We start from the raw sequence: 13492 nt of genomic DNA, 5'->3' as shown, positions 1-13492 counted from the left end.
CTTTTTTATTTAATTAACTCATCAATTTTAATTTTACTTGTTCTTGTGTTACTTGTTAAGTTAAAGTATATTCTCGCTATATTATCTTCTGGAGTTAAGTAGCGATCAAAAACAACTTCACCTTCATTGATAATTACAAGTTTATTAATGAACTTCTGTAATTCATCAATAATATGACTTGTTATTAAAATTGTTTTACCCATTCTTGCTAATTTTTGTAATAAAGCTACAAACTCAATTCTTGAACTAACATCTAAATTAGCTGTTGGTTCATCTAAAACAATAATGTCAGGATTGTTTATTAAACATATAGCTAGCAATGCCCTTTTTTGCATTCCTGCAGATAATGATTTAAAAGTTTTTTTCTTATAGCTAATCAAATCAAGAGAAGTTAGTAAACTTGTAGCTTTTTGTTTTGCTTCTTTTGCTTTTATTCCTGATAATTTACCTGAATATACACAAAAATCAAATATTGAAATAGATTTTGGATAAATACTTTGATCTGGGAAAAATGAGAAACGTTTCATAATGGCTTTATTCACTTCTTCATCATTATATAAGAACTGACCCGAGTCTTTTTTATAGTTGTTGAACATACATTTTAGTAAAGTTGATTTACCAGCTCCGTTATCACCAACTAGACCAACAATGTCTCCTTCATTAAAAGTTATATTGATGTCAAAAATTCCTTTGTTATTATCGAATTTTTTTGTTACACCTTCAATTCTAAACATTCCTATCCCTCCTTATAAAAAATATTTATTTTAAAATCATTTAAATTACTTTCACCAATATTGTATTGCATTACTGTACTTTTTGCAATTTTTAGTTTTTCTATATCAATTGAAATATCTAACTCATATTGTTTTTTATTTTGTTCTGGTGTAATTTGGCTAAATATTGAGTCAACAACTATTTCTGGGTCATTTAAAAATTCTTTTATTTCATTAATCCTTCTATATCAATCAGTATTAAACTTGAAAGCAATTAAAGATGATGATGTATATAAATTAAAACAATTATTTGCAGAATCAGCCGAAAAATCTAAATATGTATTATCCTCATCTAATGATTCAAATTTTGCTCCAGAATTATTATCAAAAACACTTATTTTTGGGTAATCTTCACTATTATATGATGTACTCATATTAATACTATAATTTTTAATTTTATCTGTAAAAGTTATGCCATCAACTATTGTTTTAAAAGTTGCTTCCCCAGTGAATCTACCCCCAGGTTTTCTATTTGCATATCATCAAGATTGAACTTTAAGAGTTTTTTCATTACTAAAAGTTCAAGACCTTTTGTTTATTTGTTTTCCGTTTTCAAAAAGATAATTTGATGTGTCATTTAAAGAAATGTTGTCTGTTAATTTTAAATCATACACATTTTCATTTATGTCAAAACTTTTATAAACACCATTAACTAAAGTTAAGGTATTTTGATTTTCATCTAAGTTTTTTATTAAATTTAATTTATTAATATTTACATAAACACTAGTATCTAACTTTCTATCTTCTAAATCAACAGCACTAATAATTAAAGTAACATATGTATTTTCATTAAAACTATTATTTTCTTTTTGACCAAAAGCATATCCTGTGATTATTCCGGTTTTTTGATCATAAACAACATTTTCTTGAAAGTTATAATTAGAGCTGTTTACTTTTACATTTTTTAATTTTTTATAGTTAGTTATTGTAAATGCAAATTTTTGCCCTCAATCTACTTTTTGACTACTTTTATCAACTACAATTTCACTATTTTGATACTTATAGAAGTTAGTAACTCTAAGACTTGCACTTTTTGTAGCATTTTTTGCGGTAACATCAAAGTTAAATATTTCAAAATTTGCACTTCCAGAAAATTGTTGCATTGAAATGTTGATTTTATTTTTCTGTTCTTTATCATATTCTCATTTGCCATAAAATGGATTTGAGACTTTGGGTACTAATTCCACACCCACTAGTTTATCAAGATTAGTAATCACAAATGATGCTATAGGACTATCGGGAGTATTTGCAATTTCGTTTTTATCAATAAGAACCGCATCAACGTCTTCAACTTTTCTATTGACGCTTAGTTCAGATTTTTGGCAATAAGTTTCATCAAAATAATAATTATTGTCTTTAGGTGATGCTTTAGTAATCAATATATTAAAAATTATATTTTTTTCTAAAATGCGATTGTCTTCAATTTCAATCAAATAGTCATCTTGCTTAGGTGTTTTTGTTTTATCAAAAACAATATATTCATTATCTTTAAATAATATTTTAATTTCATCTAAAACAGCTGTTTTATTATTGAATAACTTTTTAGAATTATTAAAATAATCAGTTATCTTTGACATAATTGATCTGTTTGAGTTTTGATTCATGTAATCAGGATAATCATTTATAGATGAGTTACATGAAATTGAAAGAACTGGAGTTAACAAAATAGAAAAACATGTACTTAATTTTCATAATAATTTTTTCATACCATCACCTCTTTTTTAAATAATACTTATTTTTCTATAAATTAAAAATCCAATTAATCCTGTAAATCCACCAAACAATATATATCCCAGATAAATAAAATCTGGTTCAACAATTCTTGGACTGATATTGACTTGTTTTAGGTATATATTTTCTAATTTGTTATACATAAATCTATCATCTCCAGTGTTTGTGTTGAAATAATTAACAGGAATAAAATTCTCATTTTTAACAAAATTAACTGCTCTAATAGACAATGTTTGTCAAAGATTTGATTTAAAAGAAATCATTTCTTGTGCTAAACTCATATTTTTATTACTATACATCATTAAATAAGTTGGATAATATAAGGGATTACTAATTCATCAAACTCTATATTCTCATGGATTTTTTTGAATTATATTATATAGTTGATTTGTGTCTTCACCAAAACCATTACTTCCAGCACGCATATAATTGTTTATGAGTTCAAATAATAAAGCCATATATAGTCTATTTCCATCTTTTAAAGTTGCATTATTGTAGATATCTTTTTCATCTGCAAACTTTAAATTAATATTAGAAATTAAAGAATGATCGAAATTTCATCATTCTAGTAAGTCTATTACTTCATCATATGGATGATTTAATTTTGTTTTTCATATATTTACAAAGTATTTTTTTAAAAGCTGACTTAATTCATCGATTTCTTGTTTGATACTATCTTTAGATTCATTGATGTTTAGTGCTTTAATTAAACTTTCAGTAACACTATCTTGTAATAAATAATTTGAATATTCATCAAATTGATTAGGTCCGCTAATATTTTTATCAGAGACTTTATAGTAATATGTACTGTTTAAATTATTGCTGTTAGATTGTTTTATTGTACTTGTCAAAAATTTGTAAACTATATTTTCTTTGTACTGATCAATAAGCTTAAATTTATAATTTGTACTTAGTGTGGGACTATTATTGACAAAATACTCTGAGTCAAGCATCATACCTAAGTAACTTATATAACCATATCTTCCTAAAAGAACTGTATAATCAGGATTATATTCAGAAGAATGCTTGTTATATAAACATTCATAACCAAATGATGAACAAGATGAATTTGAAGCAGTATTTTTAACATCAAGAGTGTATCCATAATCTTGATTTAAAGTATACATGTTTTTCATTAAAGAATAGACAATTCCATTTCTACTATAAGATAATTGTTCAAGTTTTTTATAATAGTCAGATAAATAGAAGTCTTTTTTAAAACCAATTATTGGAAACTTTCTTTCAACAACTTGCTGTTGAACATTACCAGTAAATGTTGATATTGTAAATAGTAAAGTTATTGATGAAATCAAATAAAATACCAGCCTTTGCTTTTTAAATGAGCAAAAAAAGATAAACATTCCTGTTGTTAGCCAATCAAACGCAAAAAATGATAAATAACCAATTAAAGTACATTTTTCAAAATAGTCAATATTTATCGGTTGAACAATCTCTAATACTAAAAACATCAAAATTAGCAATATAGCATTAAATCCAATAGTAACTATTTTATTTGCAAGTAATTTATACATCAATAACTCATTGTAACTATAACCTTTTGATAACTCTAAATTTAATAAACCACTACTAGAATCTAATATCATTGCATTTGAAATGAATATAAAATTTATATAACAAATTATTGTTAGTCAAGCAAGCATAATTACAGCAGTTGTTGATGTTATTATTGTTGTAATATCGTTATTAGAAAGACCAACAAGAACACCAAAAGATATAAAAATTGCTAAAAAAGCTAGTGATAATGTACTAATAAACACCGGATTTTTTAAATTTCTATATCAGTTAAAAGACATTATTTTAAGCATTTTTTTACTCCCTATGAGTAAAAGTATATTTAGATTTTAATAAACCTCTCTTTTTATAATTTATACTTTCATTACTCTTTCTTGTAAATATTATATATCAAGATATATACTAATATATTTTTAAATACGTAAATTTTTTTAAAGTATGTACATAAACTAAGATAATGTTATAATCAAAAAAGGTATTAAATTAATTTATTTGTGTAAAATTTTAATTAATTTAGTAAAAGTAATTTAATATCTAATAATTAAAATTGATAAAGAATGATGAGAATGAAAAATAGCAATGTATAAATCAATAAAAAAAACTAAAAAAAATTCTAATATTTACCAATAATTATATTTACTTTTAAATATTTTTTAATGTTTTACTATCTGAAAATTTAATTCAATCAAAAATAGTTAAAAATTATTAAATTATAAATGTAATTTTAAGTAAATATAAATTTAAATAGAATTAAATTTATATTTTTTTACTTTTTTATCAGTTTATTAAAGAGAAAGGATAAAAAAATGGATAGTAGTAGTAAAAATAACCCAAAGTTGGATCCAACAGAAACACTTCATATGCATTTGAATAACAAGAAAGTTAGAAAATCAGCTGCATTTGATTTTTGAAGAGTATTTTCAGTTGTTTTTGGTAATTCAATTGGTGTGGGTATTTATATGAAAAGTAAACAGGCCCTAGGTGCTGCTCATAACCCCTATATTGTAATTATTATGCTAATTGTTATGGCGTTTATTGGGGTTTCAATGGTGTTCGTTTTCATTGAACTTGGAACAAGTGCAAGAAATAAATATCATACACATACATCATTTGCTGAAACATTTATTGGAAGGCGGACAGGAAGCATGTTCTCCCTATTTTATTGCATAATATATATTCCTGTTTATGTTGGAATAATGGCAATAACAGTATCATATTATGTTTTTAGATCTGTTGATGATTACTATAATAATGAAGTTTGAATGAATCCTGATTTAGAAGCATTTTTAATAATTTTTATAGCTGTAATAATTGTATTTTTTATGTGTATATCAAATGGATATGCATCTAATGGGTGATTTAAATATTTACATATTTTTTTCAATAACTTAAAATTTGTTCCCCTATTATTTGTATTGGGACTAGGATTTTATGCAAAATTCCATTTAAGCACAACAGCATTTGTTGAATCAAATACTTCACAATGGAAAATGAGTTACTTTATTTTAGTTATACCAATGTTATTGTTTGAACTTGATGGATTTATGTATGGATCAAGTATCGAAAAAGAAATAACTCATAAAAGAATGCTTGTTTTTGGGCAAGTTGTTGGAGTTATTTTAGTGGTTATGATTAATATGATGTTTGCATTATCACTATACTTTGGAACATCTGATGCAGATTCACTATCACTAATTTCTAATTTCCTTCCAAGTGAAGGCGCCTTAGTATGTAAATTAATTATTGCTTTAGTTGTTTTGGGATCAGTTGCAGGATTTACTAGTTTTGGAGTTATAAACTTAAGTAGTACAACAGATAACGATGGAGTTCAACTTGTTTATTACAAAAAAAGTAAAGAAATGATTTCACATAAATTAAGTGGATACATAAATGCAGTAATGATTTCTGTAGTTTTAGTAGCAATAAACGCAACTTCATGAATCATTTACAAAGACTCGCTCGAAAGGACAAACCCTAGTGCAGAGTATTATTATGTGGGACAAGCAGTCACATATTTGATAGATAAAATCTCTGATGCGGTTGTTGTAATCGCGTTTACTACTTACCTAATTCTAATGCTAGCTGCATTGGCAAATCATAAAACTAGAAAAGTTGATGATGTAATGAATGTTAAAGGAAGTGTTTACTATAACATTGTTGCTTCAACATTGATGGGACTATTTATTTTGTACATTTACTATGACATTTTTTCACAACTTGGAACTGGGCAAATAGGAAAAATGCTACCACCAATATTTGTAATAATATTCTTCCTAATGCTAGCTATTTCATTTATTATAAATGAGGCTAAATTATCAAGAATTCATATTGATGATAATGATTTTGTATTAAGACTTAATCCTAAAAATTGAGGAAAAAACTATGATAGACAAAAAGCTATTGAGCAATACAAAGTAAAACATCAAAAATTTTATGAAAGTCTTAATAGCAATTAAAACTTAGATTTAAAAATCAGCAATTAATGCTGATTTTTTTACTTAAAGTAAGCCTACTTATAATTTTGGTTAATTATCAATCCAAAACCATTTTCATAGTTATTATTAAAAATATTTGCCTTAATAATATTGCAATGTACATGAGTTAGCTGCAAATTTTTTAAATCATCTATATCATGAATTCCTCTAGTTGTAGCAATATGCATTAGCTCTTCAAATCTTATTTTTGGGATGATGTGATCTATATTTCAATTTATTTCGTCATCATCTTCACATTCTATATATGCCTCAAATAATACTCGATGATTACACAAAGCGCATAACTTGTGCTTTTCTTTACAATCTTGTTCACCACAATTGCAATCTTTACTTTTATTTCAGACTTCTAAGTCTTTTTCACTTAGATATTCATATGGACTTTTAGTCATAAATATCCCTCCTAGTAAAAAATTGATAATTAATAGGAATTGGTATTTTTATTATCTTAACACTTATTTAATGACATAAATAAGATAATATAACTATTTTTTGTTACTTACAAGATACATGATAATGTATGAAATAGATAGAACTAGATATCCAAATAAGGGAATTTGAGCAACAATAAACCACGGTCAACTTACTTTACCCTCTTTGCTAAAAAGCTTAGATTCTCCAAAAAAGCTATCTATTGATACAAGAGAAAAGCCATTTATAAATAAGCAAAAAACTACCATTATAAATGAAAACATTGCACTTTGAGTGACTTTTTCTTCACTTAGAAAAGCTGTATTAATTTTTACATAAAAATAAATTAAACCTATTATAAGAATAGTTACAAAAAAGAAAAATATTGTAGAAAATAAAATTTTAGTATCATCAGATAATTTACTACTTTTTTGTTCTTTTGGTTCTTTTATAAAATTGTCTTTTTTTTGTAAAATAGATAAATATAAAAAAATCAATATCATTGATGGAATTGTAATTATTGCAAGACATGTATATGGAATTGTTGATAAAATTGTAACTTTTTCTTTTTTAAGCTGATTTTCTTTTTTATCAAAGCCTTTTCAAAAAGTATAAATGTAAGCAATTGATAAAACAAAACCAACAATACTTATATAAAATAGAACAAAACCTCATCATGGGACAATTGTAGTTTCGTCCTGCCATAAACTTAATATTTTTCCATTAGATAAGCAAATAACAAAAATAGCTATTGAAATTATCGTGGTCAAAAATAAACTTACGTAAACAACATACTTTAGAAACATACTATTACTTTGTGTTTTCATTTTTTTAGCACCTTTTTAAAAATTATAACTCTAAAAGTATGTATTATTTTTAATTATGTTTTAATCCACCTTTTTTGATATAAAAAACAGCATAGATAAGAGCTCCGATAAATGGAAACGCTGATATTATAAATCATTTCTTATCTACTAATTCATTATTCAAAAAATATTTTGTATTCGATAAAAGGGAAGCACACATAAAGTAACTAATTACGAAAATAAAAGTTGCTGCAAAAACTAATAAAAAATAGTATGTATTTAATGACAAAAAACCTCGATTAATAAGATCAAATTTGATTGTTAATGATAATCATACAATGTATCCTATCAATAAAAATACATATACAAAAAGTAAAGGTTTTGTCTTAATTTGTCTTTTACTTGTTTGATTAATTTTAAGATAAACCGCTGCTTCTTCATTGGTTCTTACTTTATTTAGTAGTGATAAATATTTGAAAAGCAAATATATATTTATAAAAGATAAAAATGCTAAAGAAGATAAAAATAAAGTTGCTTTAATATAAAAATTCATTTGATTTGTTGTATACATTCTTTTACCTTGTACAGTTGTAAATCCTAGCAAAACCGTGTTATGAGTAAAATATGTAAAACCCAAAATAAATAAAACTACATATAAATATATAAAATTCCCATCTCAAATATTTGTAATAAGACCATCATAATTCAAAGTATAATGAATAACAAATAAAATCATTGAAAATCCAAAAATCATTAATAAAATTGAGCAAATTTTTATTAACTTCTCATATTTTTTTAGATTTTTCATATCATTTAATAAATTGTTATCTGGTTGATTTATTAAATTGTTTTCTTCCATAACTCCCACCTCTTTTTCGAAATATATTGTTATTTTAATAGAGATAACAATAAAAATAATTTTATATTAATAAAATTATTTTTTTTCCTTTTATATCATCGTAAAGTTATTCAAAAGTTTGCCAAATTTTTTTTATTTTAAATAACTCATAACCTTTTCTAAAAATTCATTTCTTTTTGTTTTATCTTTACTCCATCAATCAGTTGATAAAATTCTTGCAAATTTTCACCCTCTTTTTTCTAAATAATATTGGCGATCAATATCTTTTTTTCTATCAAAATCTGAGGAATGATATTTATAACCATCACATTCAATTGCTAGAACATACTCATTTTTTTCTTTATCTAAAACTGTAATATCAATTCTATAACCAGCAGTTTTTGTTTGATTTCTCAATTCATATCTATTTGAGTATGGAGCTATTAATCTTTGCAGTTCGTTAAAAACTTCGACCTCAAAATCTGAGTCAAATTGTTCTAATTGAAATTCTTGATCATTGTAATTATTTTTTAAGATTGTTTGACTTGCTTGCTCAACAGTTTCTTTATTTTGTAAAAGTTCAGAGTAGTATAAAAAGTCTCTTAGATCGATTGCTCCTTTTTTATTTGGATTCATAACTGACGAATGAATAGATTTTACAATAATCATTTTTTCTTTAGCTCTTGTAATTGCAACATTTAGACGTCTTTCTCCACCCTCATTATTTAGTGGACCATAGTTATTAATGAATTTACCATCATTTTTTGGGGCAAAAGCAATTGAAAAAATGATAATGTCTCGTTCATCTCCTTGGACATTTTCAATGTTTTTAACAAACAATTCCTCACCTTTTTGTAAATTTAAGATATTTTGTAAACTAGTTGAATGTTCTGCTTCTTTTTCTATTAAAGAGTCAATTAATTTTTTTTGTTGTGAGTTAAATGTGATTACTCCAATTGTTTTATTTTGATACAATTGATCTTTTAGTAACTCTAAAATTAATTTAACAACAATATGCGCTTCTTTAACATTGACTCCATCTTCAAAATTACCAGAAGTTGAAATAACTTCAATTGGTAAAAAACTTCTCTGATTTTTATTGACAACTAATAATTTAGATTCATAATATTTAGCGTTTGAAAAGTTTATTAATTCAGTATAAAAACTTCGATAGTGATATTGAAGCATGTTTTTAGGATATCGTGAATTTGCAAAATCAATTAAGCTTTCAGTATTAATGAAGTTTTGCTCTTCAGGATCTTGATATATTTGTTCAATATCAATTTCATCACTATTTAATTTATCGCTAAAAAAATTAGTTGGTGGTAATTGTTTATCATCTCCAACAATAATATAATTTTTAGCTCTATATAAAGCTGGAATACATTTTTCAACAAATATTTGAGAAGCTTCATCAAAAATTGTAAAATCAAATTCTTTTTCAACAAGCTTTAAAAAATTATTGTTAGCAGCATTATTTGGGTTAGTAATAATAATTGGAAACATTAATTTTAATAAATCAATGTAATTTTTAAAATATGTTGTCAATCTAATTTGTTTTCTAATTCCAATAGCATTACCTAAATTTCTAAATAGTTTAGCATAGGCAACTCCTTCATAACCCTTTTCACTACTTTGCTTAATTTTAAATGCAATTTGCTCTAAATGAGTTTGATAAATTAGTTTCAAATCATTTAAAAATCTATTTTTTGAAGTTTCACGAATAGCATCAATTCACGAATTTGCATTATTTAAAACTCTTGCAAATCTTTTCTTATGATCATTGATATACATAGCACATAAATAATCAAAATTATAGTTAATCAAAGGTTGACTCAGTTGATTTGTTAAACAATATAACATTTTAAAAATTAGGCTAAAAGTAATATTATCAATAAAATTGATAACTTCACAAAAACTTTCATAATTAGTATTTTGAATTTGAGTACTTAAAAATTGCTCATATTTCTTTTTAGCGAAAATTCCCAGCTTAGTTTTATATTTTTGCTTTGTATAGTGATTAAAGTAAAAAACTTTTCTCTTGTAATCATCGTTATAAATTTCTAAATATTGTCGTTTTTCTCAAATTTTTTTAATATCAAGATCTTTAAATAATTCTAAAATAATATTAAACTTATCGCTTAACTTTTTATCATTTAATGATTGTAATTCTTCAAAACATTCATAACTATCCATTGTCATTACAAATTTATTTTCAAAACTAAATTTCTCAATCTTATTTTTTAAATGTTGTACACTTAGTAAATAATACTTACCAGTATAGATTGTGAAATGATTTTTATATTCTTTTGCTAAATCAATATAACTATCAATTTTTTCTCCATAATTTTGAAAATTAAGATTAGAATTACTTAGATGATTGTTTTGTTTATCAATCTCTTCTTGAATTTTGTTATGAATTTTTTTAACTTGTTCATGAAATTGCACTCCTTCAGTTTTATGAAATAACATCAAACAAAAGTCTTTTAAGTCTTTCATTCTATCATAAACAACATCAGATGCAACTTTTTTTTCTGTAATAAATAATGCTCTTTGATTTCTAAAAATAATATTTGCCAATAGGTTGACAATTGTTTCTGATTTTCCTGTACCTGGTGGACCTCAAATAAATTGACTTCTTGATAAAGAATTTGCAATTGCGGTTTTTTGAGTAACATCTAAATCTGAAATTTGTACAATTTCTTTTTCGCTTCAATCAACATCAGGTTCAATCATTGAACTTTGTTCTGAAGCAATTATTTCAGAAATAAAATCAGAACGATCATTATCTTCAATTGTATTATAAGCAGATAAAATTGAAGATGATGCAATATCATACAAACCAAAAGAAATGTAGTTTTTTAAGCTAACTTCATTTTTATCAATTTTATTTACACTATTAAAATAATTATGTAACTCTTCTTTTGTGTAATGAGTGGCTTGTTCTAATTTATTAATATCAAAATTTTGTTGTGAATCTTTATTGACAAGAAACCCTGTTTTTTCAATCATTTTTAAAACATAAGCTAGTTTATTTTGATCAAAATCTTCATCGGGTTCACTAAATTCTCAATTAATATTATTTTTAGTTGCCATAAATAATAAAATCGAGTTATTTAATTGAGGTTCATGATAGTTGATATCAGAAATCGTTACAATATTTCCTTTAATACTAATGTTTGCTGGATACAAAATCAATGGAGCTCTAAATACATTTAATTTATTATTATCTAAAACTCCTTCAATAAAAAAAGTTCCCACAAATAATAAACTGGGAAAAATAAATTCTACACTAGAAAGAGGTGTAGAATTTTTTATGTCAAAAAACCTAACTGTAGAAGAATGAATGAAAATAATTCAAATATATAAAAAACAAGGAATTCAAATTGCAGAACAAGAATATCGTATAATTAAAGCAAAACAGATTAAATTTTCACAATTTATTAAAAAAAGAATAAAACAAAAAACTTATTTAGTAGATAATTATGGTATGAAAAGTTTAAATAGAAAAAAAGGCTCTGGAAGATACAAAAAAAGAGATGATTCTGATATTCCAGGAATAATTAGTGATCTAACTGAAGAGCAAAAAAGAGAAATAATTGAAGATTGAATAAAAAGTCAGAGAGATAAAAAGGAAAGAAATGCGATTAGCAAAATAAAATCTCTAAACATAAGTATGAAAGCAAGAATTATATCAATGCATAGAACAACATTTTACAAAAAACCAAAAGTTAGAAGATATAAATACAATAATTTAAAAAACACAGTTGAAGAAATATTAAAGGAGTCCAAGTTTATATATGGTAGCAGAAAAATAAGTGTTTTATTAAAAGAAAAACATATGTCAATCAACGATAGAACTTTAAGGCACTATCTAAAAAGATGAGGTTTTATAATTAAAACCCGAATTAAAAAAAGACAAGCAGAATCAAAAAATATTAATACTAAATTTAAGGATTTAGTGAAGCGCAATTATAATCCTACTATAGACAATATAATTGCTACTGATGTTTCTTACATTCCGGGTTTGGTAGAAGGAAATAATTACTATTTATCTGCAGCTATTAGTCATAAAACTAAAAAAATTGAATCATGATGTTTATCAAAAAACAACAACTCGCAATTAGTTATAGATACTTTAAATAAAATTAATAAATCAAATTTTATATTACATTCAGATCATGGCTCTCAATACTCTAGTAATGAAGTTATAGAATTGGTAAAACAAATGAATTGTCAAACTTCAATGAGCAGAGTTGGCAATTCCTTAGATAATAGAGAAATAGAGTATTTTTTTAGTTGTTTAAAAGGTGAGTATCTAAATCACATTAATACAAACAAAATGAATATTGATGAAATTTATAATCATATAGATTGATATATAGATTGATATAATAATAAAAGAATACAAAAAATTTTGAATTGAAAAACGCCAGCTACTGCCGGCGCTATTATTTAAAACTGTAGAATTTGTTTTTCCCAGTTTAATAAAGAATGAATATTTTTTTCTTGTAAAATTAAGGTATTTTTCTTTGAAATCTTACTAAATTGATTTTTTAAAATCTTATTAGAGTCTTTTGTTTCATTGATATTTTCAACTATTTTAAATTCATAATTAGTTTTTGTAAAATCAAACCCTTTTTTACTAGCAACCGATGAATTACATGCTTTAAGTAAATCAATTGACATAGAGTTTTCTTTAAAACTGTTAAAAAATACTAAAGTTTTTTTGTCAGTTTGTACTAATCTACTTTTTAATTTATTTAAAATGGTATCTTCTTTTTTTACAATATTTTCCATAACTAGTCCAATCTAAAGTATATAGTTATTTTAAAATATAAACAAATAGTTATAACTAATTAAATAATAAAAAAATTCACCATAAATTCTGGTGAATTAATCTATTTT

The 13492-nt window shown here is 24.3% G+C and carries 10 protein-coding genes; 2 read left to right on the top strand and 8 right to left on the bottom strand.

The genetic code is table 4. From position 1 onward, the window contains the following. Positions 1-5: 5 nt before the first annotated feature. Genes SHELI_RS02470 through SHELI_RS02460 form a run of 3 tightly spaced genes read right to left on the bottom strand, consistent with a single transcriptional unit; the run spans position 6 to position 4330 of the window. On the bottom strand, positions 6-734 hold the full coding sequence (locus tag SHELI_RS02470; protein ID WP_069116361.1) for an ABC transporter ATP-binding protein: 729 nt from the start codon (positions 732-734) through the stop codon (positions 6-8). Positions 735-736: 2 nt separating this feature from the next. After that, entirely contained in the window at positions 737-2479 is a 1743-nt protein-coding gene (locus SHELI_RS02465) for a hypothetical protein (protein WP_069116359.1), read from the bottom strand. 15 nt (positions 2480-2494) lie between these two features. Further along, positions 2495-4330: an ABC transporter permease gene (locus SHELI_RS02460; protein WP_069116357.1), complete on the bottom strand. Its 1836-nt coding sequence runs from the start codon at positions 4328-4330 to the stop codon at positions 2495-2497. A gap of 513 nt (positions 4331-4843) precedes the next feature. Here SHELI_RS02460 and SHELI_RS02455 point away from each other — a divergent pair. After that, positions 4844-6493: an amino acid permease gene (locus SHELI_RS02455; RefSeq protein ID WP_069116355.1), complete on the top strand. Its 1650-nt coding sequence runs from the start codon at positions 4844-4846 to the stop codon at positions 6491-6493. 53 nt (positions 6494-6546) lie between these two features. On the opposite strand, the gene SHELI_RS02450 is transcribed toward SHELI_RS02455, so the two are convergent. From SHELI_RS02450 to SHELI_RS02435, 4 genes are all read right to left on the bottom strand, one after another. Next, entirely contained in the window at positions 6547-6921 is a 375-nt protein-coding gene (locus SHELI_RS02450; protein WP_069116353.1) for a hypothetical protein, read from the bottom strand. Between the two features lie 93 nt (positions 6922-7014). Next, positions 7015-7767, bottom strand: a complete 753-nt coding sequence (locus SHELI_RS02445; protein ID WP_069116350.1) for a hypothetical protein — start codon at positions 7765-7767, stop codon at positions 7015-7017. 49 nt (positions 7768-7816) lie between these two features. Next, complete coding sequence (locus tag SHELI_RS02440; protein ID WP_069116348.1) at positions 7817-8605, bottom strand: hypothetical protein; 789 nt, start codon at positions 8603-8605, stop codon at positions 7817-7819. A 132-nt stretch (positions 8606-8737) separates the two neighbouring features. Next, positions 8738-11845 (bottom strand): AAA domain-containing protein, encoded by a 3108-nt coding sequence (locus tag SHELI_RS02435; protein WP_069116346.1) that lies wholly within the window; start codon positions 11843-11845, stop codon positions 8738-8740. 55 nt (positions 11846-11900) lie between these two features. Between SHELI_RS02435 and SHELI_RS05930 the strand changes: the two genes are divergently transcribed. Then, positions 11901-13043 (top strand): IS3 family transposase, encoded by a 1143-nt coding sequence (locus tag SHELI_RS05930; protein WP_084449221.1) that lies wholly within the window; start codon positions 11901-11903, stop codon positions 13041-13043. Here SHELI_RS05930 and SHELI_RS02425 read toward each other — a convergent pair. Further along, a complete protein-coding gene (locus tag SHELI_RS02425) occupies positions 13040-13384 on the bottom strand; it encodes a hypothetical protein (protein WP_069116344.1) in 345 nt (114 codons plus the stop codon). The two genes, SHELI_RS05930 and SHELI_RS02425, sit on opposite strands and share 4 nt — an antisense overlap. Positions 13385-13492 lie beyond the last annotated feature (108 nt).

This window comes from Spiroplasma helicoides, assembly GCF_001715535.1.
Classification (GTDB): Bacteria; Bacillota_I; Bacilli_A; order Mycoplasmatales; family Mycoplasmataceae; genus Spiroplasma_A; species Spiroplasma_A helicoides.
Note: the sequence above shows the minus strand (reverse complement) of the source record. Positions and strands in the feature narration are given on the sequence as shown.